This window comes from Pelagibacterium halotolerans B2 (assembly GCF_000230555.1).
Taxonomy (GTDB): Bacteria; Pseudomonadota; Alphaproteobacteria; order Rhizobiales; family Devosiaceae; genus Pelagibacterium; species Pelagibacterium halotolerans.
The window spans coordinates 815,417-842,414 of sequence record NC_016078.1 but is presented as its reverse complement, the minus strand read 5'-3'; the positions used below and the strand labels follow the sequence as shown (position 1 = coordinate 842,414).

26 protein-coding genes are annotated in these 26,998 nt (G+C 59.8%); 12 read left to right on the top strand and 14 right to left on the bottom strand.

The annotated features are described in order from the left end of the window. Positions 1–17 precede the first annotated feature (17 nt). A complete protein-coding gene (locus tag KKY_RS20945; protein WP_014130060.1) occupies positions 18–1,541 on the top strand; it encodes a sensor histidine kinase in 1,524 nt (507 codons plus the stop codon). On the opposite strand, the gene KKY_RS04190 is transcribed toward KKY_RS20945, so the two are convergent. Both KKY_RS04190 and cobT read right to left on the bottom strand, forming a co-directional pair. After that, positions 1,538–2,221 carry a glutathione S-transferase family protein gene (locus KKY_RS04190; protein WP_014130059.1) on the bottom strand — a complete coding sequence of 228 codons (684 nt, stop codon included), beginning with the start codon at positions 2,219–2,221 and terminating at the stop codon, positions 1,538–1,540. The genes KKY_RS20945 and KKY_RS04190 overlap by 4 nt on opposite strands. An 86-nt stretch (positions 2,222–2,307) precedes the next feature. Continuing rightward, the gene (cobT, locus tag KKY_RS04185) at positions 2,308–3,324 is read right to left on the bottom strand and encodes a nicotinate-nucleotide--dimethylbenzimidazole phosphoribosyltransferase (RefSeq protein WP_014130058.1); all 1,017 of its coding nucleotides are present in this window, start codon (positions 3,322–3,324) and stop codon (positions 2,308–2,310) included. 65 nt (positions 3,325–3,389) lie between these two features. On the opposite strand from cobT, the gene KKY_RS04180 reads away from it, so the two are divergent. Both KKY_RS04180 and KKY_RS04175 read left to right on the top strand, forming a co-directional pair. Next, positions 3,390–4,220 carry an adenosylcobinamide-GDP ribazoletransferase gene (locus tag KKY_RS04180; RefSeq protein ID WP_158308049.1) on the top strand — a complete coding sequence of 277 codons (831 nt, stop codon included), beginning with the start codon at positions 3,390–3,392 and terminating at the stop codon, positions 4,218–4,220. A 17-nt stretch (positions 4,221–4,237) separates the two neighbouring features. After that, on the top strand, positions 4,238–4,924 hold the full coding sequence (locus KKY_RS04175; RefSeq protein ID WP_014130056.1) for a retropepsin-like aspartic protease family protein: 687 nt from the start codon (positions 4,238–4,240) through the stop codon (positions 4,922–4,924). Here the strand turns inward: KKY_RS04175 and KKY_RS04170 are convergent. Then, positions 4,893–5,819 carry a LysR family transcriptional regulator gene (locus KKY_RS04170; RefSeq protein ID WP_050811647.1) on the bottom strand — a complete coding sequence of 309 codons (927 nt, stop codon included), beginning with the start codon at positions 5,817–5,819 and terminating at the stop codon, positions 4,893–4,895. The two genes, KKY_RS04175 and KKY_RS04170, sit on opposite strands and share 32 nt — an antisense overlap. A 95-nt stretch (positions 5,820–5,914) precedes the next feature. Here KKY_RS04170 and KKY_RS04165 point away from each other — a divergent pair, with 95 nt between their 5' ends. Further along, positions 5,915–6,538 (top strand): class I SAM-dependent methyltransferase, encoded by a 624-nt coding sequence (locus KKY_RS04165; RefSeq protein ID WP_014130054.1) that lies wholly within the window; start codon positions 5,915–5,917, stop codon positions 6,536–6,538. Positions 6,539–6,543: 5 nt separating this feature from the next. Here the strand turns inward: KKY_RS04165 and dusA are convergent, their stop codons facing one another. Next, entirely contained in the window at positions 6,544–7,539 is a 996-nt protein-coding gene (dusA, locus tag KKY_RS04160; protein ID WP_014130053.1) for a tRNA dihydrouridine(20/20a) synthase DusA, read from the bottom strand. Between the two features lie 132 nt (positions 7,540–7,671). On the opposite strand from dusA, the gene KKY_RS20990 reads away from it, so the two are divergent. Both KKY_RS20990 and KKY_RS20985 read left to right on the top strand, forming a co-directional pair. Further along, on the top strand, positions 7,672–7,806 hold the full coding sequence (locus KKY_RS20990) for a hypothetical protein (RefSeq protein WP_014130052.1): 135 nt from the start codon (positions 7,672–7,674) through the stop codon (positions 7,804–7,806). Further along, a complete protein-coding gene (locus tag KKY_RS20985; protein ID WP_338048541.1) occupies positions 7,796–7,918 on the top strand; it encodes a hypothetical protein in 123 nt (40 codons plus the stop codon). Before KKY_RS20990 ends, KKY_RS20985 begins: the two co-directional genes overlap by 11 nt. A gap of 42 nt (positions 7,919–7,960) precedes the next feature. Here KKY_RS20985 and KKY_RS04150 read toward each other — a convergent pair whose 3' ends face one another. The 9 genes from KKY_RS04150 to KKY_RS04110 form a co-directional block, all read right to left on the bottom strand. Then, on the bottom strand, positions 7,961–8,380 hold the full coding sequence (locus tag KKY_RS04150; RefSeq protein ID WP_041528571.1) for a hypothetical protein: 420 nt from the start codon (positions 8,378–8,380) through the stop codon (positions 7,961–7,963). A 221-nt stretch (positions 8,381–8,601) separates the two neighbouring features. Next, entirely contained in the window at positions 8,602–10,377 is a 1,776-nt protein-coding gene (locus tag KKY_RS04145; protein ID WP_014130050.1) for an efflux RND transporter permease subunit, read from the bottom strand. A gap of 203 nt (positions 10,378–10,580) precedes the next feature. Further along, positions 10,581–12,056 (bottom strand): NAD(P)-binding domain-containing protein, encoded by a 1,476-nt coding sequence (locus tag KKY_RS04140; RefSeq protein ID WP_014130049.1) that lies wholly within the window; start codon positions 12,054–12,056, stop codon positions 10,581–10,583. A gap of 166 nt (positions 12,057–12,222) precedes the next feature. After that, positions 12,223–13,203, bottom strand: coding sequence for a LysR family transcriptional regulator (locus KKY_RS04135; RefSeq protein WP_014130048.1), 981 nt, complete (start codon positions 13,201–13,203; stop codon positions 12,223–12,225). A 94-nt stretch (positions 13,204–13,297) separates the two neighbouring features. Next, positions 13,298–14,293: an LLM class flavin-dependent oxidoreductase gene (locus tag KKY_RS04130; RefSeq protein ID WP_338090942.1), complete on the bottom strand. Its 996-nt coding sequence runs from the start codon at positions 14,291–14,293 to the stop codon at positions 13,298–13,300. A 49-nt stretch (positions 14,294–14,342) separates the two neighbouring features. Further along, positions 14,343–15,170, bottom strand: a complete 828-nt coding sequence (locus KKY_RS04125) for an ABC transporter permease (protein ID WP_158308047.1) — start codon at positions 15,168–15,170, stop codon at positions 14,343–14,345. A gap of 10 nt (positions 15,171–15,180) precedes the next feature. Continuing rightward, positions 15,181–16,017 carry an ABC transporter permease gene (locus tag KKY_RS04120; RefSeq protein WP_014130045.1) on the bottom strand — a complete coding sequence of 279 codons (837 nt, stop codon included), beginning with the start codon at positions 16,015–16,017 and terminating at the stop codon, positions 15,181–15,183. A 72-nt stretch (positions 16,018–16,089) separates the two neighbouring features. After that, positions 16,090–17,115, bottom strand: a complete 1,026-nt coding sequence (locus tag KKY_RS04115; RefSeq protein WP_014130044.1) for an ABC transporter substrate-binding protein — start codon at positions 17,113–17,115, stop codon at positions 16,090–16,092. Between the two features lie 26 nt (positions 17,116–17,141). Beyond that, a complete protein-coding gene (locus KKY_RS04110) occupies positions 17,142–17,957 on the bottom strand; it encodes an ABC transporter ATP-binding protein (RefSeq protein ID WP_014130043.1) in 816 nt (271 codons plus the stop codon). A 468-nt stretch (positions 17,958–18,425) separates the two neighbouring features. Between KKY_RS04110 and KKY_RS04105 the strand changes: the two genes are divergently transcribed. Genes KKY_RS04105 through KKY_RS04085 form a run of 5 tightly spaced genes read left to right on the top strand, consistent with a single transcriptional unit; the run spans position 18,426 to position 23,989 of the window. Continuing rightward, complete coding sequence (locus KKY_RS04105; protein ID WP_244404046.1) at positions 18,426–19,475, top strand: questin oxidase family protein; 1,050 nt, start codon at positions 18,426–18,428, stop codon at positions 19,473–19,475. After that, positions 19,472–21,025, top strand: a complete 1,554-nt coding sequence (locus KKY_RS04100; RefSeq protein ID WP_014130041.1) for an amidohydrolase family protein — start codon at positions 19,472–19,474, stop codon at positions 21,023–21,025. The genes KKY_RS04105 and KKY_RS04100 overlap by 4 nt, the downstream gene beginning before the upstream one ends. Continuing rightward, positions 21,022–22,281: an amidohydrolase family protein gene (locus tag KKY_RS04095; RefSeq protein ID WP_014130040.1), complete on the top strand. Its 1,260-nt coding sequence runs from the start codon at positions 21,022–21,024 to the stop codon at positions 22,279–22,281. Before KKY_RS04100 ends, KKY_RS04095 begins: the two co-directional genes overlap by 4 nt. Then, a complete protein-coding gene (locus tag KKY_RS04090; RefSeq protein ID WP_014130039.1) occupies positions 22,278–22,796 on the top strand; it encodes a flavin reductase family protein in 519 nt (172 codons plus the stop codon). Before KKY_RS04095 ends, KKY_RS04090 begins: the two co-directional genes overlap by 4 nt. Next, positions 22,793–23,989, top strand: a complete 1,197-nt coding sequence (locus tag KKY_RS04085; RefSeq protein ID WP_041528568.1) for an amidohydrolase — start codon at positions 22,793–22,795, stop codon at positions 23,987–23,989. Before KKY_RS04090 ends, KKY_RS04085 begins: the two co-directional genes overlap by 4 nt. Before the next feature lie 356 nt (positions 23,990–24,345). Here KKY_RS04085 and KKY_RS04080 read toward each other — a convergent pair whose 3' ends face one another. Continuing rightward, on the bottom strand, positions 24,346–25,248 hold the full coding sequence (locus KKY_RS04080) for a LysR family transcriptional regulator (RefSeq protein WP_014130037.1): 903 nt from the start codon (positions 25,246–25,248) through the stop codon (positions 24,346–24,348). A gap of 136 nt (positions 25,249–25,384) precedes the next feature. Here KKY_RS04080 and KKY_RS04075 point away from each other — a divergent pair, with 136 nt between their 5' ends. Further along, entirely contained in the window at positions 25,385–26,995 is a 1,611-nt protein-coding gene (locus KKY_RS04075) for an ABC transporter substrate-binding protein (protein WP_014130035.1), read from the top strand. The last annotated feature ends 3 nt before the right edge of the window (positions 26,996–26,998 follow it).

Here is a 26,998-nt window from a genome sequence, read left to right as displayed (position 1 = left end):
AGCGTAACGAGAGTTCGATGGCGTCCAGCCGGCCAAACCGTGCAACCGAAGCGCCGCGTCGGGGAGAATCGCGCCGTACGGTTCAGCGTGCCGTTCTCGATGCACGCCAGAAGCTGACCTCAAGCTCTGGCACACGAGCTACCTTCGATTATGAATTGCTGGCCGAATATGCAGGCGCCCGCCTGACCAGTGTTCTGCCGACGCTCGCGCTCTTGAGCATCCTCTCTCTTGCCGCCGTTCTCTGGATCGATCCGGCGATAGCCGCGCTGTGGGCAAGCGCCGTCGGCGTTGCCAATCTCGGCGTCGCCATGATCTGCCGGCGGTTCCGCAAGCAGAGCAACGCCAAGTTCGACCCCCGCCGCTGGACACAGACCTTTATCATCGCCGAAACGATCACCGGCCTGTCCTGGGCTACCCTGCCGGTTCTCACGATCACCGGCGGCGGGCAGGACATCCAGATCATCATTTTTGCCATGCTGCTTGTTGGCGTTGCCGCAAACGCCGTCGCCACCCGGACGCTGCCCAGCGCCACGCTGGTCACCACGTTCCCCGGCACTGTCTCGGTGGCGGCCATGCTGATCTGGAGCGGCGGCACGCTCAATTATGCCATGTCGGTCGTTGCCATCGGCGCATTTTTCTTTTTCCTGTTTCTCACCCGCCAGCTCTACAAGTCCGAAATCGGCAATCTTGAGCATCAATGGGAAAAGGACGCCCTGATCCTCGAACTCGAGGAAGCGCGTACGATGTCGGACGAGGCCCGGCGTCATGCCGAGCAGGCCAATATCGCCAAGTCGCGTTTTCTCGCCACCATGAGCCACGAGCTGCGCACGCCGCTCAATGCCATCATCGGCTTTTCCGAGGTGCTAAAATCCGAGCTGCTGGGCGCCCATACCGTGCCTCAGTACAAGGAATATGCCGGCGACATCCATGCGAGCGGGCAGCATCTTTTAACCCTCATCAATGAACTGCTTGATCTCTCGCGCATCGAAGCGGGCAAGTATGACCTCAATGAAGAGGCTATTTCGCTTGTCGATATTTCAGACGATTGCCGGCGCATGCTCGAAATCCGGGCGCGCTCGAAAAATGTCGACCTTCAGTTCGACGCCGGCGACGCACTTCCCAAGATCTGGGGCGACGAGCGCGCGGTGCGCCAGGTGGTCCTCAACCTGCTCTCCAACGCCATAAAATTCACCCCGCAATCGGGCAAGATCGTTCTGACAGTAGGCCGGTCCACCGATGGCGGGCAATTCATCTCCGTCGTCGACAATGGTCCCGGCATCCCCGAAGACGAGATCGAAACCGTCCTCTCGTCATTCGGCCAGGGCTCTTTGGCGCAAAAGACCGCCGAACAGGGCGCAGGGCTTGGACTGCCCATCGTCCAGAAGATCATGGATCTGCATCAGGGCCGGTTCGATCTCTTCTCCAAGCTGCGCTTCGGCACCGAAGTGATCGCCACCTTCCCACGCGCCCGCGTCATGGAAGGCATGGCGCCCGTGGTCGAGCAGCGCAACCGGCTCGAGATCTACTCGGAAGCCTCCTAGACGGCCCGCAAGTCCTCCATGAGCGTGCCGGCCAAAGCAATTTCGGCATCGTGCGGTTCGTCGCGGATGCTCTCGGCGAGCCCCGCTTCGTACCATTCCCTCATGGCCGGCAGGCTCCTGAGCCGTTCGGCATAAGCGAGCGCACTATCGCTGAGCTTGAGGCCATAGGTCTGAAGGCGGAAGGCGACCGGGCAGAAGAACGCGTCGACCGCTGTAAACACCTCGCCTGCGAGAAATGGCCCGCCAAAACGCGAAAGGCCCTCGCTCCACAGTTCGTCTATCCTGTCGAGATTGGCTTGCAATGTGGGGCTGATTTCATGCATGCGCACACGCACACCGACATTCATGCCGCATATGTTGCGCAAAGCGGAAAATCCCGAATGCATCTCGGCTGACGCCGAGCGCGCCCAGGCGCGCGCCGCCCGATCTGTCGGCCAGACTTGCGAATGGTCCTCGGCGACATATTCAGTGATCGCCAGAGAATCCCAGACCGTCAGATCGCCATCAACGAGACATGGCACGAGGCCGGTGGGAGAGAACTTGCGGAACTCCTCATAGCTGGACCCCTGGAGAAAGGGCACGAAGCGCTCATCGAAATCGATACCAAGGGCCTTGAGCAACACCCAGGGCCGCAGCGACCAGGAGGAATAGTTCTTGTTGGCAATGTAGAGCGCGTACATGGCAATTCTCCGTAAAAATTGCGTTCACTTAACGGACGGTCGGCAGGCTCGAAAAGAACCAGTCCGGCAGGATTTCACGGTGCCGCTCAGTTCAGCTTTTCATCGACGGCAGCTTCGGCGAAAGTCGCCATGTTCTTGTGCACGTGGAGGGCCGTCTTGCACAGAACGGCGGCCAGGGCTGCACCGCTCCCCTCACCTAGCCGCATACCGAGATCGAGCAGCGGCTTTGCGTCGATTTTTTCCAGCGCGCGCGCATGCCCGCCCTCGGCCGAAACGTGTCCGAACAGGCAGTGATCGATCGAGGCAGGATTGACAGCGTGTGCGATGGCGGCAGCGGCCGTTGCAACGAAGCCGTCGACAATCATGGGCACTTTCTGGTGGCGCGTGGCAATTATGGCGCCGACCATGGCCGCGATTTCGCGTCCGCCAAGATTGGCGAGAATTTCAAATGGCGTCTTGAGGCGACCCGCGTGGCGGGTCAGTGCCCTGTCCACAGCATCGGCCTTGCGGACGAGCCCCGCGTCGTCGACGCCGGTGCCGCGCCCCACCCAATCGGCGCCTGTGCCCCCATAAAGAGCCGCGTAGATCGCAGCGGCGACCGTGGTGTTGCCGATCCCCATCTCGCCGATGCACAGGAAATCGACATCGCCCGCGATGGCTTCCATACCATAGGCTATGGTGGCGGCGCAGGTGCGCTCGTCCATGGCGGGGAGGACTGTAATGTCTCCGGTGGGCACGTCGAGCGCCAATTCGAACACCCGCAAATTGATTTCATGGAGCGCGCATATCTGCGAAATCGCGGCCCCGCCCTTGGTGAAATTGTTGACCATCTGCTTGGTTACTTCGCGCGGAAAAGCCGAAACGCCCTGATCGGTCACCCCATGATTGGCGGCAAAAATCGCGACCATGGGGTCTTCGAATGTCGGCTCGGCCTTGCCCTGCCAGCGGGCCATATGTTCGACCAGAAATTCCATCTCGCCGAGCGATCCGGCGGGTTTGGTCAATTGTGCGTCTCGGGCCCGTACCGCCGCAACCGCCGCCTCGTCGCCATCGGGGCCGAGCATCAGGAGATCGTGGAAATCGGTGAAGGCTTGGGCAGACATGGTCGCTCCCGGATTCGGATGATATGAGGGGTGCTCCTTTTGGGACGAAATGGGGAAAAACGCAATTGAGCGATGCCGATAACCACAGTGGGACTTCCAGAGACGGCAAGTCGTCACCCGAGGGCACTGGTCTGGTCCCTGATCTGGTCATGGCGCTCCGCTTTTTTTCGCGTCTGCCGAGCGGAAGGCAGCCACACGCCGTTCCCAATCTTGATCGCATTGCCCGCATCCTGCCACTCGCCAGTATCCTCATAGGGCTCGGTCCTGCCGGGGTGCTGCTGCTCGGTATTGCGGGCGGTATTCCGCCTCTGTTTGCAGCGATTGCCGCCGCCGCGTGTTCGGCCATCGTCACAGGTGCCATGAGCGAAGATGCGGCAGCCGACGCGGCCGACGGGTTGTTTGGCGGCAATACCGCCGAGCGTCGATTGAAAATCCTTAAGGACAGCCGCCACGGCACGTACGGCGTGCTGACCATCGTGTTCCTCGTCGGTCTCAAGGCCTCAGCACTTGCCGCACTGACGGTCAATGGCGGGCTGGCTGCGGCAATGCTGTGGCTGGCGGCCGGTCTGGTCGCGCGTTCCGGTGGGCTTTATATCGCCATGGCCCTGCCCCCGGCCCGCACCGTGGGCGCTTCGGCCACCGCTGGCCGGCTTTCGCGGAACGCTTTCGGGTTCGGGCTCGTTTTCGCTCTCGTCATTGCTGTCATTCTGGCGGTTCCGTTCGTATCTCCTCTGGGCGTTATGGCTGCTCTCGCAATCGGTGCGGCCGTTGCATTTGGGTGGACACGGCTTTGTGACCGGCTGGTGGGCGGCCAAACGGGCGATCTCATCGGCGCTTTGCAGGCGCTGCTTGAAATTGCCCTATTGGCAACCTTTATGACTATCATCGCCGGTTGAACCCATTTGGATCTTTCATGCTGTTTGTCGCTTTCGCCATTCTGATCGTGGTCGGCCTTGCGGTCGCCATCAGCGCCGATGCCGGTGCGGTTTTCGGACTGACGCAAGCCCAGACGGCGAGCGCCATTCCGCTCGTGGTGATCGGAACGCTTGTTGCCAGCGCACTGGTGGGACGCCGACACCGGCTCGGCGAAATCCTTTCAGGGTTTGTCATCTGGATCGCAATCGGCGGGATTCTGGTGCTCGGCTACACCTATCGCGGCGATATCGAGCGCATGGGCCAGCGGGTATTCGGCGCCTTGCAGCCCGGCGCCGCCATCGTCGACCCGCAGACCGGAAACGTCCATGTTTCCCGCTCGTTCGGCGGCAGTTTCAGCGTGGATACGAGCGTCAACGGGGCCAAAGTGCCCATGATCTTCGATACCGGCGCCAGCGCGGTCGTCCTCTCCCATACCGATGCGGTCACCGCCGGCATCGACACGGATAGCCTGCGCTATACCATTCCCGTTCAGACCGCCAACGGTACAGGTACGGCGGCATCCATTCGGATCGAGCAGATCGAAGTGGGCAATATCGTGCGCCGCAATATCCGGGCCTTCGTGGTCGAGGACAATGCGCTCGAGACCTCACTTCTGGGCATGACGTTTCTCGAAACCCTATCGCGCTATACGGTCAGTCAGGATTCCCTGGAGCTGCACGACTAGGATCGGGGCTCGAGCCGAAGGATTCTGCCAGCGCATCAAAGACAATACGCATGCGTGGACTGGTGCGCAATTCGCGATGCACGGTGAGCCAGACCGGTGCCCGTAATGGCTCCATATCGGGCAGGACGCGCTCAAGATCGGGGAACTGGTCGGCCGCGTCGGCAAATGTCAGCCCGATCCCTAATCCGCGCCGGATCAGCTCAAGCCCCACGAGCGAGCTGACACAGAGCCAGCGGAAATTTCCGCGCGTAACGGGTATGCCGCGCCTGTTAAGCTCCTGGTCGACGGAATCGTCGGGTGCAAAGCCGATAAATGGCGCCTCGGCGAGATCGCTGGGCTGGATCGGGCGGCCGAACTTTTCCAGGAATGAGCTGGCCGCATAGAGCGCAACTTCGGTATCCCGGCACCGGCGGGCGATGAGATCCTCATGGTCGGGCTGAACGTGGCGAATGGCAATATCGGCCTCGCGGCGCATCAGATCGTCGATTGAATTGGAGGCGATGATTTCTATCTCAATGCCCGGCGCAATCGCATAGAGTGTTTCGAGGACAGGTGGAAGGACATGGGCCACCAGAATGTCGACAGCCGTGATCCGCACACGCCCCTCGAGCGCCTGCGACTGAGAAGACGCCGTTATGGCAATCCGATCGGCCGCTGCTCCCATCGCCCGCACCTGCTCGGCCAGTCGCCGACCGGCTTCCGTCAGCGTCAGCCGTCGCCCCACCCGCTCGAACAGCAACAATCCCAGGTCATCTTCGAGCGCGGCGATCTGCCGGCTCAGCGTGGGCTGGGTCAGCCCCAACGCCCTGGCCGCGGCCGAAAGCGAGCCGGCCTCGATGGTCGCGAGGAAGGCACGCATCTGGTTCCAGTCGAAGCCGTGTGCGTTCATGCTCATGCAAGAATGTATAACACTCGTGCGAAATTGGGCAATTTCTCTATGTGGTAAACTGCGGTAATCTGGGAGCAATTCAACCGGCCAGAGGGTTTGCCATGGCTGCAACCAGCAGGTTCTGGGACAGGACCGCGGACAAATATGCGCGTTTGCCGATCACCCATGAGGACGACTACCAGACCAAGCTCAAGGTGACGCAGGGCTATCTGCGCCCCGACATGGAACTGCTCGAATTCGGCTGCGGCACCGGGGGCACGGCCATAAAGCACGCGCCGTTCGTCGCCCACATCCGGGCGATCGACTTTTCCGAGCGTATGCTCGAGAAAGCGCGCCAGCGGGCTCACGACACCGGCGTGGACAATATCACGTTCGAGCGCGCCGACATTACCACCCTGCCCCCTCCTGACCGGCCCTATGACATGGTGCTGGGCATGAGTATCCTGCATCTGCTCAGCGATCCCGATGCGGTAATCGCCAAAGTCTATCGTATGCTGGCCCCGGGGGGATATTTCGTCTCAAGCACCGCTTGCCTGGGTGATAAGATGGCCTATTTCAAGGTGTTGGCCCCAATCGGACGAGCGGTTGGACTGCTGCCGATTCTCAAAATCATGAGCACCGACGAGGTGATCGCCAGGATCAAGCGGCCCGGTTTCGAGATCGTTCATCGCTGGAAGCCCGGCGAGGATCGTGCGCTTTTCGTGGTGGCACGCAAGGGGGACTGAACGGCCTATGCCACGCGGGTGCCATCAACCGACTGGTCGACCTGGGCAAATGCCGTAGTAATCACCTCGGGCCCGGCGCCGGGCTTGCAAGCCTCGACGCTCAGGATCTGCCGGAACCGCCGCGCTCCGGGCAATCCGTTGGCCAGACCGAGCATGTGGCGCGTGATCTGGTTGAGGCGCGTGCCCTTGCCTAACTCGATTTCGGCATAGGCAGTCATGGCGGCCTCGATGTCGTCAAGCGTGACCGGCGAACGCTTCTCGCCGAATATTTTTTCGTCGGTGACGCCCAAAATCATTGGATCATGATATGCGGCGCGGCCGAGCATCACGCCATCGGTATGCCGAAGGTGGTTTTCGCACTCGTCGAGCGATTTGATGCCACCGTTTATCATCACCGGAAAGTCGCCGAGCCGCTGTTTCAGGCGATACACCCGATCGTAATTGAGAGGCGGTATGTCCCTGTTTTCCTTGGGAGAAAGCCCCTTGAGCCACGCTTTGCGGGCATGGACGTAAAGCGCCTCTATGCCCGTGGGAAGCACGGCATCGACAAAGCGGTCGAGATCGGCCTCGATGTCCTGATCGTCGATCCCGATGCGACATTTGACTGTAATGGGGGTGTCGGTCGCCTCCGCCATGCCGACTAGACACTGGGCCACCAACCCCGGCACGCCCATTAGACACGCGCCGAATTGCCCGGATTGAACCCGGTCGGACGGACAGCCGACATTGAGGTTGATTTCATCGTATCCGAAGCGATCGCAGATTTCGACGGCCCTCGCCAGCTCCACCGGATCCGATCCGCCAAGCTGCACCGCCACCGGATGCTCGCTGTCATTATACCCCAGCAACCGTTCGGCATCCCCATGCACCAGCGCCGCGCTGGTCACCATCTCGGTGAACAACAACGCGCGCGACGTCAACTGCCGGTGAAGATACCGGCAGTGACGGTCCGTCCAGTCCACCATGGGCGCAATGGAAAATTTTCTATTTTTTTCAATCATCTAAAGCTATTTGACGAACCATATCGAGTTTGGACCGACTGGCATTGCGGTTTTTTGTTATACATATGCCCTTTTCCACCCGATTTTTCAAAATGTTGCATCTCAGTGTCGCTAAACACGGCCTTTCTGCTTATGGCCAAGAACAACGGCAAAACCGTCATCCCGCTTGAAAAGGTGCGCCGCGATTTCTTTTCATATCTGACGCTGCCGAAATTTTCTTCGCAAGCCTGGGTCAGGAGAGATCGGTATCCCCTTGGTGCGAATTGAAAGGAGCCGGAAGTCTGCGAGGAGCATTCATCCGCAAGACTTGGACTCATACCTCGACGAACGGTGTGACATCGCGCTGTCCGAGGCGCCCATGTTCCGCCAGCACACGTAATGGAACGGAAATTTGATAGGTTTGCGTCCCCTTCCCCGCCGTTCAACCGGGCTCCGCCGCCTGCGAGCCACCTCCCTTCATTGCCAGGATAAATCGTTTCATCTTGGCTCTCTTGAGCATTTCCATATGACGCAACTCGGCCGCCAGCTCGCGTTCCATATCTGCAGTTTTGATTTGTTCCAGAACAATCGCATTGACGGAGGCTGCATTCTCCGGAGCGCAAAAGAAGTCAGGCTCTTCATCGTGTGATCGAGAATACAGGTAAGGTCGATATTTTCTGATCGGATAGACGACATAGCCAAACAAAATTATGGGTATTCTTATGACGCCCCACAGAATGATGACCTCCAGAAAGCCGGCTTCGTCGGTTCGTGGAAATCTTCTTTCGAACGGAATGAGTATGCTTGGCGCCTGAACATATCCAACCCCAACGATTTGGGCTCTGGTGTCATATACCCTCATCACGACACGCGCTTCGTTTAGAGCATTTCCGCTTTTATTCGAATCGCGAAAATCCTCTAAGTTGTTGTTTCGTCGCGCGTCCGAACCGCAAAACCGTTTCCACTTTTGCTGGACGCGCTCTACTTGTTTTCCAGCAGCTTTGGGGTGTTATCGCTCGCGGCATATCACGTCGTTTACGCCCAGTCCTGTGCTGCGCCTTTCCCGGAAGACCGATTTGGCCATCATGATCGGGACATTTCCGGCTGAGCCAAGCTCTTTGTCTGCGCGAACATAAGCCGATATCCGCACGGTACGAAGAGCAACGTAAGAGGGGAGGCGAACAAGAGCCCTCCGATCATCAGTGTCGCCATGGGCTCGAAGAGCGCCCCGTCGAAAAGGGCCATCGGCAACAATCCAAGGATCGTCGTCAAGGATGTGAGCATAACCGGTCGCAAACGCTTTTTTGCTGCCACCACTATCGCTTCATCCCGGTCGAGCGTCTGTCGCTCGATGTCGATCTGGTCGATCAAAACGATGGCATTGTTGATGATGATGCCCATCAGCGAGATCAGGCCGAGGATCGCAAAGAAGGAGAGCGGCTGGCCGGTCAGAAAGAGCGTCAACGGCGCGCCGATGACGATGAGCGGGATGGTCATGAACGTAAGCACGACCCGGCGCGCGGAATTAAACTGAAAGACGAGCGCTGCGATCATCACGATCAACGCAAGGGGCATTCCCGCCGCGAGTTTGGCGTTCGTTTCGGCGGAATCCGCGGTCTCCCCGCCGATCTCGATCTGATAGTCCGGCCCCAGGTCGAGGCCGTCGAGCGTCGGCCGGATCGCTTGTTCGATCTCGCGCGCGGACAGAATGGCACTCTTGCCCGAAATGACGATCTGCCGAACCTGGTTCTCGCGTCGGAGTTGCGACAATTCGAGCTGAGGTCGGAAGGTCGCGACCTGGTCGAGCGCAATGAGGCCCGTGTCCACCGGGATCGAAAGATTCGCAATGTCCTCGAGACTGTCGCGAAAGCCCGGTTCGGCGCGCAGAACGATGGGAATCGAGTCCGGCCCGTCCCGGAAGGTTGAATAGGTTGTGCCGCTGAAATACGTGTTGAGAACATCGGATATCTCGCGCGAGGTAACCCCGAGTTCCCGGGCTTGGTCCTGAGCGACGTCGATCACCACCTTGATGACTTTGTTGCCCCAGTCGTTCTCGTTGAGAACGATGCCGGGAATATCGGCATAAGCGGCCTCGACCTTTTTCGCGGCAGCGAGCATGACGTCGGCATCGGGTCCTCTGATCTGAACCTCCACAATGCCGGATTCGCCGCCACCCATCGACAATCGCGTCACCCGGGCTCGCGCCGCGGGATGGTTCTCGAAAAGATGAGCACGCGCACGGTCCGCCGCTTCGACCGCACCCTGGTAGGACGTTGTATTGACGAGGATGAAGGCGCTCGACGGATCGGTATTCGCCGGCGAGAGCGCCAGATAAAAGCGCGGACCGCCATGACCGACGAACGTCGTTGTATTCAGGACTTCAGGATTGAGGGCATCGTCCCTGAGCCATCTGTCGACAGCGAGGGCTTCGTCCCGCGTCGCTGTAATCGCGGTGCCCTTGGGCATATCGAGATAGATCAGGAATTCCGCGCGTTCGCTTAACGGGAACATTTCGGACTTGAGCAGTCCAAATGCCATTCCCCCGACAACGACAAGCCCGTAGCTGGCCAGGACAACCGGAATCCCGAGCGGCAGGAACCTCCGCACGAGATCGCCATAAACCCTGACGATGCGCCCCTCATCGCCTGAGGTGTTCTTTTTCCTCAACAGAGCGGCGGCCAGAAACGGCAGAAAGTAATGCGCTGCGAGCCACGATCCGGCGAGCATCATGGCCACCACCGCGCCGAGCGAGAAGGCGAACTCGCCGGTTTCGCCCTGGAGCGAAGTCTCCACGGCCATGCCGGCCTTCAAGAGCGGATCGGTTTCCTGGAGCGAGACGACGACCGGAAAGCTCGACACGGCATCCGCCCGGGCGCCCAATTCGCTAACAAGGGCATCGCGCGTGATCTCCGGCCGGTCGGCAAGCCGGACCTGCGCCCCGGTTCATCGGTCGCGCAGTCTGCGCAGCGTGGGTGTATATGGCCTGCACGGCATGTACGTGTCGGATTTCGGTCGCCCGCGTTGGGAGAGAAATTGGAATTGTAGAGCTTGATTGCGTTGGCTCACCCTGCTTTGGCGAGTGCTGAATCAACCGCCAGTCCCAGCTTTTCGCGGGTGCGGTCGGTCAAAACGATGCCGGGAGTATTGTAGGCGGCCAACATTGGAATGATCGCCTGCTCCTGTTCGCGGAACAGGAAACCAGTCACCCCGGCCACAACACGGGGCACCCCAAAACGATGACTTGAGATCGAGACGGCAGACATTCCACCCATCGAAAGCGAGGCGAGCGCATTGAAGGCAAAGATGCGCTCGATTCCGCGTGCGGTGCCCGGCTCGCGCTCGGTGAACTGATAGCAATGATTGAGATAGGGAAAATTGAGCCGCCCAGGCGCTGGATCATCGGCAGGAGGGGTAAACCTGTCGCGCCAGAGCGCTGCCCCTTTGGCGATTTTACCCAATTCGGGCCGACGCGTCATATCCACTGCAACCCCGGTCGCGGACACCACATGATCAAAGCGAAATTGGGATTTGGGGGTCTTGATCGCCACCATGTCACCCTCAATCCCTACCGACCACCAGGGCGACCCCAGGTGCATGGCGAAATTGTCAAAGCTGCAGGCCTTATAAAAGTGGTGCTCGGCCGGGGACTGGCTCAGCCCGCTCATAAAGCGTGAGAGCCCCCATTTTGTCTCATCGGACAATTCATGACCGTGATTGAGCTGGCCGGCCGTCTCGATTTCGCGAGCCACATCGATCATGGGTAATTGGGGTCGGCGCATGAACAGGTCCACGTGTCTTGCGCCCGCATCGAGCGCGGCCACCGCTGCATCGAACGCAGCCGCTCCCGCGCCCAGAACGCCGATTGATTTGTCTTTGAACCGGCTCACATCATAGACTTCGCACGCATGGTTGTAGCGACCATGCGGCAGGTTGCGGGTGATGATTTCGGGGGTCTGCCAACCCCCGCCGCCGTCCATGCCCGTCGCAAGGATCACCAGCCGCGTCCGCAGTGTCTCACCATCCTTGGTAGTGATCGTCACCCCATTTGCATCATAGTCGATGTCGGCGACGGTCACCTCGTTGCGGATCGGCAGATCGGCGATGGCGCGATACCAGCGCAAGAAATCCATCCAGTCGGTGCGCGGAATTCGCTTGATTTCATCCCAGGCGGCATCGCCATGCTTGGCGCGGTAAAAGCTCTCAATGGTCATTGAGGGCAGGCCGAGATCGGCGCCCATGATCTCTTTGGGCGAGCGGATTTCATGATTGCGGGCGTAGGTTTCCCACACTCCCTCATAGCCTTGGCGATTGCGGTCGAGCACCACAAAATTGGTCACACCATGGCGTTTGAGCGCGTGACCAACCACCAAACCTGACTGCCCGGCCCCGATGATCACCACATCGAGCATTTTTGCTCCATCTTCGATCTTAGGCATCACCCAGGGCTTGGTGGCAAAACTGAGCATGTTCAGTTCCGCGCGCGCGCGATCGGCCAGTGCGGTAAGACGCTGGGCGGAGGTCTTTGAGATTGTTGTCATTGCGGTGCCCTCTTCGCTGGGCCGAAAATACGGCCGGGGATTGCGGAAGCGAGCGGGACGCCAGGACGATAGGTACCGTATTCCCGCGGTTGGCTTACACTGCGCCACACCGCAGCGTTGCGCCTAGCAACGAATTTGACAAAGGGCGTTGCCGTTCCGGCAACGACTAGGCTGGTGCGACTTCTCTTTGAGGGTCGATCACCAGCGGACAGCGGCCGGCCGCATGCACCCGGTCGCGAAATTCGGGCAACGCATCCTTCAATCGCTCGAGCAAGGTGGCAGCGGCCATCGGCAGAGCCCGGTGGGGCTTGGCATAAAGCGAAAGGGTAGGCGCTTCGAGCGTGGTGTCACCAATAGGGACAAAGCAGATTTTTCGATCTTCGATATCACCCATGATCCCGATGGGAGAACGGATGCCCACACCGAGCCCGGCCTTGACCAGATTGGTGATGAAGTCGGGAGCATTGGTCTGCATGAACCGGGTATGGGGCTGTGCAAAGCCCAGCTGTTCGTAATAGCTGGCCCCCCCGCCGGTACCGTCTTTGGCCAGAATGACGGTTTCTCCCGCCAGATCGCGCAGACGTACCGATTGCCGCCCTGCCAGCGGGCTGTCTGGCGCAACCACCACGCCCATGGGCATTGCAGCCTGGGCGATGATACTGACATCGGGGTTGCGCGGGGGCGCCATGGCAATACCGATATCGATCGCGCCGTCGGCCACCTGTGTCAAAATATCGAGTGCCGAGGCGATCTCGACGCTATAGGTGATGCCGGGATGATCCTTGTGAAACTGGCTCAATAGGGGTGGAAGGTAGTCGCGCCCCAGCCCGTCCTCACAGGCGATCTTGACGTGGCCGCGCCGCAAGCCGCGCAAATCGTCAATTTGGGAAATGGCGCGGTCAAGATCGCGCTCGAGCCGCAAAATGTAGTTGTAGAGCACTTCCCCAGCCGCCGTGAGGCGAACCCCTTCGGCGCGACGGTCAAACAGCTTGCACTGGAGCTGGTCCTCAAGCTTGAGGATCTGGCGATTGACGGCCGAGGCTGCGACATTGAGGTGCTCGGCCGCCTGGCGCATGGAGCCGGTGCGGACGGTTTCGCCGAAATAGCGCAGCGCCACCAGATGAACATGCACAAAGCTCGATGCCATGTCGGCCTCCCTTTCTGGGAATTCCACTCTCTGGCATATTCAGAGCCCGTAAAATCGATAATTGCGCACACCGCCATTGCGTCTTGCGCAACGCTCAAGCGGTCTTTGACCACATGGGGGCAACACCAAACGCCAGATTGGGGATCACTTCGCGCTTCAAAAGCCGCATGCACTCGTGCACGTCACCAATCGCAAGGCGCGGTATGCGCACCATGGCGTCGAGCTGATCGACACCTGTTTGGGCGATATAGGTGTTGAGTTCTTTGATCACTGTTTCGGGTGTGCCCACGATGAAGTTGATCTGCTCAAGCATCGCCTCGCGGCTTTCCGGCTCGGCAGGGAAAAGACCCTTGTCGATCGCTTCCTTGTGGTAGCCTCCCTTGGTCATCTGGGAAAAGTAAAGATCGCTCGCCGCCTCCGTTCGGGCCAGCGCTTCGGCATGGGTCGGTGCAACGTGAACCAGCCGCACTCCGCGTGTACGCCCCTTGCCTCCTGCCTTTCGGTATTGTTCGACGTAATTGGCCTGAACCGGCCCTGTCTCGGCTTGCCCCACAACCAGATTGATCCCCAGATCGGCCAGATGGGCGATCGTTGGCTCATCGCGCGCCGCGGCCCACAATCGGGTGGTGATATCGACTGGTGAAACGGGGCTGAGTTCAGGCAATCCGGTCGCAGGGTCATTGCGCAAGAACGCCAGCAGGTCCGAGACCAGGACGCGGAAGGCCGCGGCCTTTTCATCACGGCTTTGCATCCCCGGCTGGCCCGAGCCCAACCCGATCCCGAAATCAACCCGCCCACCCGAAAGAACGCTGAGCATACTCATTTCCTCGGCGGTGCGCAGGGCTGTGGTGGTGGAGAGCACACGCACGCCCGTACCGAGCGCAATCGAGCTGGTGGTGGCTGCAGCATGGGCCAGCACCAGCTCGGACGCAGACACCCGCCCCCAGAACGCGGCTTCTGGCCGCCGATGGTGATGCTCACCGACCCAGGCTGAATCAAAGCCCAGTTCATCGGCCAGGTTTATCGTGCCAACCGTTTGGGCAATTGATTCCGCATCGCTCATTTCAGGTGGCGCCCATCCTTGGTCCATCAGGCCAAACTTGGGGTGCATGGCAAATTCCTTTGTAAGCTCGAGAAATCTATGAGGAAAAGTCCGAAGCCTGCTTCCAGGGCATTGCCCAGCGCTCTGCCAGAACCATGGTGCCATAAACCACAAGGCTCATTGCGGTTGCGACCAGCGCTGTCGCCCACACTTCGGGGATCTGATAGCGCTGGCCGTAGAGCACGATCAAATAGCCAAGCCCGCGATTTGAGGCGAGCCATTCCGCCACGATCGAGGCCATGATGCAGGTGCATGCAGAAAGCTTGAGAGCGTTGAACAAGAACGGCACCGAGGCGGGTAAGCGGACCATGATCAGTGTCTGGAAACGTGAGGCCGAGAGCGTATAGAGCAGTTCCTGGACTTCGGCATCGGCACTGCGCAGCCCGCGATAGGCGTTGATGAGCATGGGAAAGAAGGTCAGAAAACTGGTGATGAAGATTTTTGGCTCGACCCCATTGCCCAACCACAAGATCAGGACGGGCACGACCGCCACGATGGGCACGGCCTCGGCGGCGATTGCCAGGGGATAGACGGTGCGCCGGACCATGCTCGAATGAACGAAGATTATCGCCACCAAAAGGCCCAGCACATTGCCGATAACAAACCCGGCGAGGGCCTGGAAAAGTGTTACGGCCATGTTGGCGAGGATTTCGAGACCAGAAGTCTGCAGCGCCCGGACGATCGCACTTGGCCCGGCGAGAATGATCGGGGGCACAAGGCGGATTGCGGTCGCATATTCCCAGAAGGCGACGATGGCGCAAAATACCAGTATCGGCAGTACGACCTTGCGACGGGCACCAATTGCGTCCCATAGCTGGGGCACTAAACCGATAGTTTGGACACGCAAATCCGCGTGGGCTGTCATTGCGGTCTCCTCAGGCGCCAACATCGGGTGATGCGGCGGTGTAGCGTTTCAGAAGATGCTCGACGACGTGAACGACGGCCAGAAGCGTCAGCGTCAGAGCGGCCGAGGTGAAGATGGCAGCCCACATGGTGGGAAGCCGGAAATATTGCGAGGAGACGACGACCAGGTAGCCCAGCCCGGTATTGGCGCCGATCCACTCGGTCACAAGCGCTGCGATAAAGGCAGAAGACGCGCTGATTTTCAGCGCCGCAAACAGATAGGGCATTGCCGCGGGAAATTCGATCATCTTGAGCCGCTGGAGCGGGCTGGCCGAATACGAGTGCAGCATCTCGTAATAGTCGGGCTCGGGAGATTTGAGCCCACGCATCATGTTGAGAAAGGTCGGGAAATAGACCGCGAACGAGACAATGGCGATAATGGGTGGCAGGCCGCGTCCGAGCAAAACCACGACCACGGGTGTAAACACCACAATGGGCACTGCCCGCGAAATGAGTGCATAGGGATAAAATGCGTCACGCAGAACGGGCATTGAAGACAGCAACGCGGCTCCAACAATCGCAGCAAGATTGCCAATCGTAAACCCCGCCAACGCCTCGAATGCGGTCGCTGAGGCATGCCGCATGAGCACTTCGGAATTGGTGACAAATTCGAGTGCGATCGCTCCCGGTGCCGGCAGCAAGAACCCAGGAATGACCCCGATTTGCGAAAGCACGGCCCAAAGCATGATCAGTAATGCCAAAAACAGAACAGGCGGCCAGAAGGTGGCCACATGCCTGAACCGGCTCAAATTCAAGCCTGAGGGTGCTCGTGTATCAACACCGGGCGCATTGGAGATAGCTCCGCTCATCAACATCATCCTTGTCCGGTCTGGCAACGAGTGCCGGAGCCACCTGGCTCCAGCACCGGAGGGCAAACGCGATCAGCGCATCGGCAATTGGGCCGCTTCAAGGATTTCCGTGGTTGTAAAACTCTCCGGATCGATCACGCTGGAAGCCGCACCGGCCTCAAACGCGTTCTGGACCGTTTCGTCCCAGACGTCGGGATCGAGCCACAAGATGCCGTTTTCGGCTGTTAGGTCCGAGAGCATGTAGTCAGCCTGATGTACCGCCTGATAGGTCTGCTGGTCGAGATCGAGCCCGTCATTGAAATTGCCCTCGACAATGAACTGCGCGGCTGCTTCAGGATCGTCGAAATAGACGTCCCATGCCCGCGCTTCGGCTTCAAGATAGGCAACTAGAGTTTGCGCGTTCTCCGGGTCAGAGAGGAATTCGCCGGTCACAATCCAGGAGCCCGATTGCGAATTCATCCCCCAATCACCAAGGGGCAAAACGGTTACGGGCACCCCCGCATTTTCGATCAGGCGCGGTTCGTTGACCGCAAATGTGGTGATCATGCAATCGACCGCGCCGGCTATGATGGTGGAGACGTCCGAATTGCCGATGGTTGTGGTTTCAACGTCAGCGATATCGACATCGTTTTTGGCCAGAAACGATTCCGCGTAAACCTGGGCAGCCTGTTTGACGCCAAGCCGCTTGCCCGCAATCATTGAAGGCTCGGTAATCCCGGAGTCTTCGCGGCAGGTCATGGCGACCGGGGAGGTCTGGAACTGGGCGGCGATCACCTTGAGATCGGCGCCCTTGTCGACTGCGGCGACCACGGAATCAGCACCGGTCATGCCCAGTTGAGCCATACCGGCCGACACCATCTGGATCTGGTCGATCCCCTGTCCCCCCGGAATGAGAGTCACATCCAGACCGGCTTGTTCGAAAAAACCCATCTCCTTGGCATAAAGAGCTCCAAAGTTTTCGACATTGGGGACATAGCTCAAAACCACCGTGAGGGGCTTAAGGTCTTGGGCCATCGCGCTGGCGGCAGCGAGGGCCAAAATTGCAGCGCTGGTGGCGGATATGGCGCGCAGGGGATGTGGGAAACGGCATGCAGTCATGTCAGGGCTCCAGTTGAACGAGGGGTTCAGGCATACATCTTGTGGACAGTCGCCGACTTTTCCGGCGGGGCGCCATGCAGCGCGTGCCGCAGGGCGATCTCGTATTGTGCAAAGCGTGGATCATCGCGCATTGCGCTCGTGCGCTCATGGCCAAACCCGATGTCAACGATCTTGGAAATCCGCCCCGGGCGCGGGGTCATGACCGCCACCTGGTCGGAAAGGATGATCGCTTCGCTGATCGAGTGGGTGACCAGCAAAAGCGTTGCCGAGGTTTCGCGCAGAATACGCAGCAATTCGAAATTGAGCTTTTCACGGGTGATTTCATCGAGCGCCCCGAACGGTTCGTCCATGAGCAGAAACTGGGGTCGAAGCGTTAGTGCCCGAGCGATCGCGGCGCGCTGGCGCATGCCGCCCGAGAGTTCATTGGGATAGACATGTTCAAATCCCATCAGCCCCACCAATTCGATCGCCTCCATGGCGGCGCGCCGGCGTTCGGACTTGCCCACTCCTGCCACTTCGAGACCGAGTTCGACATTTTCCAGGATCTTGCGCCAAGGCAGCATGGTCGACTGCTGGGAGACCAGGGCAAAGGTGCGGTTGGCACGCGCTTCGGCAGGAGTGAGCCCATGCAGGGTCGCCGTGCCACAGGTTGGGTGCACGATGTCGGCAAATATGCGCAACAGCGTGGATTTTCCGCACCCGGAAGCGCCGATCAGCGAGGCCCACTGGCCGCGCCCAACATTAAGATTGCAATCGGCGAGTGCGAGCGTTTCCTGGGCACCGCGGCGATAGACCATACCGACATCGTCGGCCACCAATCCAAATCCCTGCGCTTGGACCATGCTTTCTCCTTTCCGCACGCGGCGGATTGCGGCGAAACCACCCTCCCCCGATGGAATTTGCCAGTTCTTGATGCGGCCGACAGACCTTCACCTCGCGCCAATCGCATAGAAATTGAGCAGCGCTATTGCGATGATCAAACGGTAAGCAGCAATGCAAAATCGGCGCAAGAGAGCAATTGGGGGCAATCTGTTGCGATTTCGGCAACGGCCGGGAACCGGACTTCTCAGTCAAATGCGGCGCTAAATTTCTGTTTGAAATTCAAGTGCATGGATGCCCCCGCCCGCTCTGACGCTCAGGCCGCCTTTTTTGCCTCACGGCGTTGCCCGCCCGGCAACGCTGCATCCCAAACCCTTGCTGCGCCTCACTTTTGGCCACCCCAACACGCCGGATTCAACCGATTGCTCCCAACTTGCATGCCATTCCAGCCGGCCTATCGTTGGCTCAAATCACCCAATCGGTTTTTAGTCATGTCTCACCTTCAGTTTGCCCCCCATCCCACATCCGGTCTGGCCGAAGTCATGGCGACTATGTCCGCCTATGGGTCGGAGTTCGCCAAAACCTATGCCAACCACGCCCCGATGGTGCTGGTCGCGCTTGACCGGCTGGGCGGCTCCCCCGAGCGATTGGCAGAATTTTTCACCCACTACCGCGACTACAAGGCTCTTGTGCCCTTCGGCCCAACCATAGCCCGGCTTGATGCTGCAAGCTGGCTATCGGCGATCGGGCGGCGCGAGCGCGAGCCGGACCTGCGGGTCTTTTTTACCCGCGAGGTCGACCGGCTGGGTATAGCCGGCGCGCTGCACGCCTACCTTGACATTCTTGCTCCTGGGATTGGCGCCAGCGCGCTGCACGCGCTCATGCGTATGGCCTATGGATTGATACGCGAGGACGAGACCGAGATCGCCGCATCGCTGGCGTACTGGGCCGCCACCTATCTCGACATGCCGCCCAGCCTGGGTGTCGCCCCGATCACATTTGATCCTGCCGAAATCCTTGGCCGCATTGCCGATATCGACGCGATGCACGAATTGCCGCTGCACGAATTGCTCTGGCAAAACATGGCCGAGTCCGGCCGCCTGCCCGAGTTTGCCCCAGTGATCGATTGGCTGGCGGTCGATGCTGAAACCCTCCCGCGCATGGCCAACACGGCCATTATGCTTTTTGCTGCCACCATGGATTTTTCCGCGCTGCACGCTGTCACTGGCCTGCACTGGCTGCGAGTGGTCATGCCCTATAGCCGTGATCCCGAAACGCTCCTGCGCCATTTCTGGCAGTGCGTTGCTGCGCTGATGGGCGAGATGGGGTTCCCCACCCTGCCGGATCGGGAGACCGTGGAGCGCTGGCGCGACCTGCCTGTCCCCCCCTGGGAGACCATCAAGGCTGCAGCCGCGCAATCTTATGATGAGCACGACCTGAGCCTGGTTTTCACTGCCACCCAGGAATTCGGTGCTTATGGCGACCCGCTCTACCAACTCGCCGCCGCCCGGCGCGTCGGCCTGGTGCCTGACTACACATGAGCGAGACCGATTGCATCATCGAGGCCGGCACTGTTTTGATTGGCGTCGCGCCTGATGGAACCATGGCTCTGCGCCACGACGCGGCCATTCGCGTCCACGGAGGCCGCATTGCCCAGATCGGTCCCATTGCTGCCGTCGGATTTGGCAACGACCATCTCCCACGCTACGGCTCGCGCCGCCTGGTTGCCATGCCGGGTTTCACTAACGCCCACCACCATTTCGGTATCACTCCGCTGATGAGTGGGGTGCCTTTTGCACCGCTCGAGTTGTGGCTGCCCCGCTTTCGCGCCATGCGCCAGATCGGGCCGCGCCTTGATACGCTATATTCGGCCATCGAAATGCTCGAAAGCGGCACCACCAGCGTCCATCACATTCATTCAGGACTGGTGGGAACGCCCGAGGAGTGGGCCGCCACCAGCAACACGGTCCTTTCTGCCTATGGCGAGATTGGCATGCGCGCAGGCTATTCGTTCATGATGCGCGATCGCTCGATCCTTGGGTACGGTCCCGATGCCGATCTTATCGCCCAATTTCCAAAGGCGTTGCGCGACTGGATCACCCCGCGGCTTGCCCCCGCCTGCGTCCCCACCTCCGAATACATGGCGTTTTTTGAGCGAATCCGCTCCCTATGGGAGCGCGAGGAGCCCGACAGGGTGCGAATGCATCTTGCTCCAGCAAATCTGCACTGGTGTTCCGATGATGCACTTCAGTTGATCGCAGAAACGGCCCGGACCTCCGGTGCCAATATTCACATGCATCTGGTCGAGACCGAGCGACAGGCTCGTTACGCGCGTGAATCCTTTGGCTGTTCGGCAGTTGCCCATCTCGCCCGATTGGGCGTCCTGGGCCCCAACGTGACTATCGGACACGGAAACTGGCTCGATTCTGAGGACATCGATATTCTTGCCGAATGCGGCTGCTCGGCATGCCACAATGCCAGTTCGGGCCTACGCCTTGGCTCGGGCATCGCTCCGGTCAACGCGATGCGGGCGAAGTCCATTCCAATCGCGCTAGGCATCGATCAATCCAATCTCTGCGATGATCGCGACATGTTGGCCGAGATCAAGCTCGCCTGGGCGCTTCATCGTGAAACCGGGCTATTCAGCGAGCGGCCCGATGCTGCGGCTATCCTTCAGATGGCTACTGAGCACGGCGCAAAATCGGCCGGATTCGGCGGATTGGCCGGTCGGCTAGAACCTGGATATATGGCCGACATCGTTCTCCTCGATCGTGATGCGCTTGAGCGTCCGTTTGTTTCCAGTGCAACGCCCATTTCGGAGACCGTTCTGCACCGTGCAACCAAATCCGCCATCGACAAGGTCTTTGTCGGTGGCGATCTGGTCGTCGATGGAGGACGCGTTATACGGGTCGACCGCGATGCGGTGATGGCAGAAATCAAGGATAAGCTTAGTGCGCCGGCCACGGAAAGCGAGACCGAAGCCAGCGAGATGGTCAACTTGCTTCTACCCTTCATCGAGCGTCATCTTGCCCATTCCGGTCTTGACGCGGGCTATCGCCCCTATCGGTTCAACGCCATGGCCGATCAATGAGCGCATTCGATCTGCTCATCGTCGGAGTGACGCGACCCGGCCATTCCGTTCCATGCGAAATCGGAGTGATCGAGGGGCGCATTGCAGCAATTGGCCCCGAACTCGGCCCAGCGGCGGTTCGTATCGAAGCGCAGGGGGCGATGGCCATTCCGGGCTATGCGGAAACCCACATTCATCTCGACAAGGCAATGATCCTTGATCGATGCTCCATCTGTAATGGCACACTCGCCGAAGCGGTGAGTCTAACAGCCTCGGCCAAATCAGGCTTCACGCGCGAGGATGTTTATGCCCGGGCGGCTCAAGTGATCGAAATGGCTATCGTTTCGGGCACAAACGCGATGCGCAGTTTCGTTGAACTCGATCCGCGGGCCGGACTGCGCTCATTTCAGGCGCTGCTCGACATTAGGCGTGCCTACGACCATGCCATTAATCTCACGCTGTGCGCGTTCGCCCAGGAAGGTCTGACCCAAGAGCTAGAAACAGCAGCGCTTTTAAAGACCGCGCTTGAAAACGGCGCCGACCAGATCGGCGGGTGCCCCTATATGGATCCAGACCCCACTGCTCACGTCACGGCGATCTTTGATCTGGCCCAGGATTATAATGTCGCTGTGGATTTCCACGCGGACTTTGATCTTGATCCCGAGGGCTCAGCTCTGCCCGAAATCATCGCGCAGACCGAACGACGCGGATGGGGTGGGCGGGTTTCTATCGGTCATGCGACCAAGATGTCCGCCATGGCGCCGCAGATGGTCGATGAACTGGCCAGACGGCTCGCGAGCGCCGGGATCTCGGTCACCGCGCTCCCGGCCACCGATCTGTTCCTCAATGGTCGCGATCATGACCGGCTTGTGCCGCGCGGTGTCGCGCCGCTTCAGACACTCGATGCACAAGGCGTTCTCACCACCATTGCGAGCAACAATGTGCTCAACCCCTTCACGCCCTATGGCGATGCCAATCTGATCCGCATGGCCAATCTTTTTGCCAACCTTGCCCAGCTCGCCTCCGATCAAGAACTTGCGCGCTGTTTTGACATGGTGAGCGCCAACGGATTCGCCCAACTCGGCCTCGAGCGGGATCTGCGCGTTGGCGCGCCCGCCGACTTGGTGCTGGTCGACGCACCCACACCCGCGGACGCTGTGCGGCGTCTTGCAGCCCCCATCATGGGGTTCAAGACAGGCTGCCAGACCTTTGTTCGCGAACGGGCACGGCTCACTGGCACCGACGGACACGCACACAGGAAAAAGGCCCACCCATGAGTGCTTTGCCCCGATTTGCCACCGCAGATGACAACACTGGTCTCGAAGCCGATTTCCGGGCCGGGATGAGCAAGCTGGTCTCAGGGGTATCGATCATTGCCAGTGGCAGTCTCGAAAATCCCGTTGGCCTGGTCGCGACCTCGGTGACCTCCCTCACCCTGGACCCACCCAGTCTGTTGGTCTGCGTCTCCCAAACGGCCTCGGCCCGCAACGCCATCGTTGCGACCCGCGCCGTGTCGGTCAATATTCTTGCCAGCACCGATCAGGCCATTGCCGAGCCATTTGCGTCTGCGGCGCTCAAGGCCGAGCGGTTCAGGCGCGGCAATTGGTCTGCGCTCCAAACCGGCGTTCCAACTCTTGATAGCGCGCTCGCGGTCTTTGACTGCACCATCAGCCAACACATTCCCTATTCCACCCACATCATCCTGATCGCACAGGCACAGGCTGTGCGATTGGCCCCGAGCCCGGCAGCACCGCTGATCCATTTCGATCGTGCCATGCGCCCTCTGCCATGAAACAAGCACCGATGTGGCTTGAAGGTATGACGTTTGCCGATGAAAGCCATGGCGCTCTGGCCATTGTCGAGGACAAAATTGCCGCGCGCGCCGAGGCTGCGCCATCTGATTGTCTTCCCATCGATGCGTCAGGTTGGGTTTGCCTGCCGCCCTTGAGTGAGGGCCATTGTCATCTCGACAAGACATTTCTGGGCGCACCATGGCAGCCCCACATCAGGCAAAACGACGTTTTGGGCCGTATTGGCATGGAAAAGCAAATCCGTGCCAACCTCGATGTTCCTGTTTCGGTGCGCGGCGCGGCGTTGATCGAGCGCGAGATTGCCTTTGGCACCGGACTGATGCGAACCCACGTCGACATCGACCCCGATTGGGGCCTTGAAAATCTCCACGCGGTCCTCGAATTGCGCCAACGCTATTCTGACCGCATCACGATCGAAATCGTTGCCTTTCCCCAGTCGGGCATCCTTCGTGCTCCGGGCACCAAGGACCTTTTAACCGCTGCGCTTTCACAGGGGGCTGACCTCATCGGCGGGCTCGACCCCATGGCGATCGACGGTGACCGCGCCGCTCATCTCGATATCATTTTTTCTCTCGCGTCACACTTTGACGTCGGCATCGACATTCATCTGCACGAAACTGGCCCACTTGGCGTCAAAACCATATCCGCAATCTGCGAGCGCGCGCTCGCCCATGGGCGCCCCTCGCACATTGCAATCAGTCATGGATTTGCTCTATCGGAGTTAAACGAACCTGAATTCGAAATCATCGCAGCCCGACTTTCCAATGCCGGTGTTGCCATCATCTCGAGCGCGCCGCCGCGCCTGATGCCCCCGCTCGACCAATTGGCCGAACGCGGTGTCTGCGTGGCGCTGGGGTCGGACAATATCTGCGATGCCTGGTCCCCATTCGGCAATGGCGACATGCTCGAGCGCGCCGCCATCGCGGCGCGCCAACAATGCTGGGCCACCGATTCTGGTCTCGCCTTTGCCCTTTCACTGGCCACCGATCGCACCGCTGCGGTTCTAGGCGAAACACGACCTCCTCTCGTTGCCGGCGCCCCGGCTGACTTCGTGTTGATAAAGGCGCCCTGCGCCCAGGCCGCCCTTGCCAATCCTCCGTCCGAGCGCATGGTCTTCAGAGGTGGTCGACAGATCGCCGGCCCCCGACTCGGCTGCTTGACCGGATCGCACTGACGGGCAGGTCACAGCACCCCATCACCTTGCCGGCCAAGCTGGCCAGCGCATTCTGGCCACAGGTGGCACTGCGGATTTCTGCCATGTCGTTTGACTGTTGGCAAAATCATAATCGACGCAGCGGATACCGGAATCGCAATTCGCCAACATGAATGCGGCAGAATCGCCTGGATTGGGACCATTTTCTCACTTCCTGGCTTCCTGGCGGCAACCATGTCGGTCGGCGCCTTCACGGTACACTTTCAACCCCAAAAATCGGACATGCTCTATACCTGTTTATTCGGAGCATTGAACATCAGCGATTGCACCCAATTACCGGCAACCGGTGTGGCGTCGGGCGAGGTGCATCGGCCTTTCTATACGCCTCCGTAGTCCTTCAGGGCCTGAGACAGTTGCATGGCAAAGCGCGCCGAGGCGACGGGCAGCGTGCGGCCGCGCATCTGTCCGAGAATAAGGTTTCCTGCAGGCATGTCCTTTTCCGAAATCGGCCGATAGACGAGCGGATCATCTCCGGTGTCGCGCAGGCCGATCGGGATCTGGAAGCCGATGACGTTTTCATGCAGCACGTAGTGCCGGATGAGTTCAAAGCTTTCGGTTTCAAGCACAGGGTCGACCCTTCGCACACCACGCCGCGCCGCGAAGTCCATGAGGTGGCGCACCCCGTACTTTGTCGTCGGCGCGACATGTGGCACATCGAGGCATTCGCGTAGCCGAACCTCGGACTTGTTAGCCAGCGGATGGTCGGCGCGCATGATCACCTGGACCGTTTGCGGCACCACATGAATCACTTCGAAATCGACGAGATAGACAGGTTCGAACACCAGGGCGAGATCGCTCGAGTAGCTCGCCAGTTCCTGCTCGGCCTGGGCGCGGTCTCGCACATTGACGTTAAAGGTCACCCCAGGGTGACTGGCACGATAGGTTGCGATCTGCGCGGGCAGGAAATAGGGCAGCATGGCCTGAGAGCAGGCGATGGAAACGTGGCCGCGCCGCTCGCCGGCAAGATCGGCCACCTGTCCCTGAACCCGCAACAGGTCGGAAAGCATGAGCCTGTAGTGGTGCAGCAGAAGTTCGCCCGCGGGATTGAGTCGCACACCGCCGGGCAGGCGCTCAAAGAGCTCTGCACCGAATTCCTGTTCGAAGGCGTTGATGCGGCGCGTTAGCGCGGAAGCTGTGATATTCATGTCCTCCGCAGCGCGGCGCATGGAGCCGGCCCGCACCACCGCCTCGATAAGCCTAAAGTTCTGCAAGTGCCTCATCGCGTTCTTTTTCCCGTGCCCGGAGATAAGCGGTGTGTTTTTTGCACCGCATCGCTGAAAATGTAGCAGTTTGCGGAACCACAAAAAACTGAAAGCTGTGCGGTAACATATTTTTCAGCTTGAGGGGTTCGCACACATGTCGTTTTCGAGACGCTCTTTCCTGCAAACCGGCGCCGCGCTGATGGCCGGATTGCCGTTGGCGCGTGCCATTCCCGTCACAGCTGCGCCGCTCGATACGCTGGTCATTGCGACAGGACAGACCATCAACAGCCTCGACCTGCATCGTACCGGCACAAATCGCCCCAGCTACCAGATCGCCATCAACTGCTATGATCGGCTGATCACCTTCGGCTCCAAGGAACTCGAGGATGGAAGCCTTTCCTTCGACTACACCAAGATCGAGCCGGAACTGGCGGAGAGTTGGACAACATCGGAAGACGGGCTGACCATCACATTCAAGCTCAAGCCAAATGCGGTGTTCTGGGATGGGCGCAAGGTGACAGCGGCCGACGTGAAATGGTCGTTCGATCGCGCCGTGTCCGTGGGCGGATTCCCGACCACCCAGATGCAAGCCGGCGGTTTGACCCGGCCCGACCAGTTCGAGGCGGTGGATGAGGAGACCTTTGTGGTCAAGCTCGACCAGGCCTCCAAGCTTTCCCTGCCGGATCTGGCGGTACCGGTGCCCTTCATCATTAATTCCGAAGTCGCAAAGGCCAACGTCACCGAGGACGACCCTTGGGCGATGGAATATCTGCACACCAATCCGGCCGGTTCGGGCGCCTACAAAGTGGCGCGCTGGGACAATGGCCAGCAGATCGTTTTCGAGCGGTTCGACGGCTGGGTCGGCGGCCCGCTGCCCGAAATTCCCCGCGTGATCCAGCGCGAGGTGCCAAGTCCGGCAACGCGCCGGGCCCTTGTCGAGCGCGGCGATGTGCATATTTCCTTCGACATTCCCGACAAGGACGCTGCCGAACTCGCCGACAAGCTCACCGTCTATTCGACCCCGATCGCCAACACCATCCATGTGGTCGGGATCAACTACGAGTTCGAACCTTTCCAGGATTCCAACGTGCGCAAGGCTATCGCCTATGCCATTCCCTATGAAGAGATTTTCCAGACGGCCGCATATGGCCGCGGCGCACCACTCTGGGGTGGCGAAGCGGAAATTTCCGATACTGTGTGGCCGCGCAAATCGCCCTATTTCACTGACATCGAAAAGGCGCAGGAACTGATGGCGGCGTCGGCCTATCCCGAAGGGTTCTCGGTGCCGATGTCGATCAGTACCGACCTGTCGAGCTGGATGGAGCCGACCGCGCTGCTCATCCAGGAAGCGCTCGGCAAGATCGGCATCACCACCGAGATCGAGAAGATTCCCGGCGCAAACTGGCGCACGGCCTCTCTGGTCGAAAAACGTCTGCCGCTGCATCTGGAGAATTTCGGCGGCTGGCTCGACACGCCCGACTATTATTTCTTCTGGGCCTATATGGAGGGAAACCTGTTCAACTCCTCGAACTACGCCAATGCAGAGGTGCAGGCCCTCACCGAAGAGACCTTGCCGATGGCGCAGGACGATCCCCAATACCTGCCCAAGATCAGCCGCATGTTCGAGATCGCATTCGAGGATCTGCCGCGCATTCCGCTCTATCAACCAGCCCTCAACGTCGCGGTGAATGGTGCGGAAGGCTACGAGTTCTGGTTCCACCGTCAGCTCGACATCCGTTCCCTCAAAGGCACCGGGGAGGCCTGATCC

Coding starts and splice junctions, on each gene's coding strand:
- KKY_RS20945 (WP_014130060.1), top strand. CDS start 18: ATGGCGTCCAGCCGGCCAAACCGTGCAACCGAAGCGCCGCGTCGGGGA.
- KKY_RS04190 (WP_014130059.1), bottom strand. CDS start 2,221: ATGTACGCGCTCTACATTGCCAACAAGAACTATTCCTCCTGGTCGCTG.
- cobT (WP_014130058.1), bottom strand. CDS start 3,324: ATGTCTGCCCAAGCCTTCACCGATTTCCACGATCTCCTGATGCTCGGC.
- KKY_RS04175 (WP_014130056.1), top strand. CDS start 4,238: ATGCTGTTTGTCGCTTTCGCCATTCTGATCGTGGTCGGCCTTGCGGTC.
- KKY_RS04170 (WP_050811647.1), bottom strand. CDS start 5,819: ATGAGCATGAACGCACACGGCTTCGACTGGAACCAGATGCGTGCCTTC.
- KKY_RS04165 (WP_014130054.1), top strand. CDS start 5,915: ATGGCTGCAACCAGCAGGTTCTGGGACAGGACCGCGGACAAATATGCG.
- dusA (WP_014130053.1), bottom strand. CDS start 7,539: ATGATTGAAAAAAATAGAAAATTTTCCATTGCGCCCATGGTGGACTGG.
- KKY_RS20990 (WP_014130052.1), top strand. CDS start 7,672: ATGGCCAAGAACAACGGCAAAACCGTCATCCCGCTTGAAAAGGTGCGC.
- KKY_RS04150 (WP_041528571.1), bottom strand. CDS start 8,380: ATGAGGGTATATGACACCAGAGCCCAAATCGTTGGGGTTGGATATGTT.
- KKY_RS04140 (WP_014130049.1), bottom strand. CDS start 12,056: ATGACAACAATCTCAAAGACCTCCGCCCAGCGTCTTACCGCACTGGCC.
- KKY_RS04135 (WP_014130048.1), bottom strand. CDS start 13,203: ATGGCATCGAGCTTTGTGCATGTTCATCTGGTGGCGCTGCGCTATTTC.
- KKY_RS04130 (WP_338090942.1), bottom strand. CDS start 14,293: ATGGACCAAGGATGGGCGCCACCTGAAATGAGCGATGCGGAATCAATT.
- KKY_RS04125 (WP_158308047.1), bottom strand. CDS start 15,170: ATGACAGCCCACGCGGATTTGCGTGTCCAAACTATCGGTTTAGTGCCC.
- KKY_RS04120 (WP_014130045.1), bottom strand. CDS start 16,017: ATGAGCGGAGCTATCTCCAATGCGCCCGGTGTTGATACACGAGCACCC.
- KKY_RS04115 (WP_014130044.1), bottom strand. CDS start 17,115: ATGACTGCATGCCGTTTCCCACATCCCCTGCGCGCCATATCCGCCACC.
- KKY_RS04110 (WP_014130043.1), bottom strand. CDS start 17,957: ATGGTCCAAGCGCAGGGATTTGGATTGGTGGCCGACGATGTCGGTATG.
- KKY_RS04105 (WP_244404046.1), top strand. CDS start 18,426: ATGTCTCACCTTCAGTTTGCCCCCCATCCCACATCCGGTCTGGCCGAA.
- KKY_RS04100 (WP_014130041.1), top strand. CDS start 19,472: ATGAGCGAGACCGATTGCATCATCGAGGCCGGCACTGTTTTGATTGGC.
- KKY_RS04095 (WP_014130040.1), top strand. CDS start 21,022: ATGAGCGCATTCGATCTGCTCATCGTCGGAGTGACGCGACCCGGCCAT.
- KKY_RS04090 (WP_014130039.1), top strand. CDS start 22,278: ATGAGTGCTTTGCCCCGATTTGCCACCGCAGATGACAACACTGGTCTC.
- KKY_RS04085 (WP_041528568.1), top strand. CDS start 22,793: ATGAAACAAGCACCGATGTGGCTTGAAGGTATGACGTTTGCCGATGAA.
- KKY_RS04080 (WP_014130037.1), bottom strand. CDS start 25,248: ATGAGGCACTTGCAGAACTTTAGGCTTATCGAGGCGGTGGTGCGGGCC.
- KKY_RS04075 (WP_014130035.1), top strand. CDS start 25,385: ATGTCGTTTTCGAGACGCTCTTTCCTGCAAACCGGCGCCGCGCTGATG.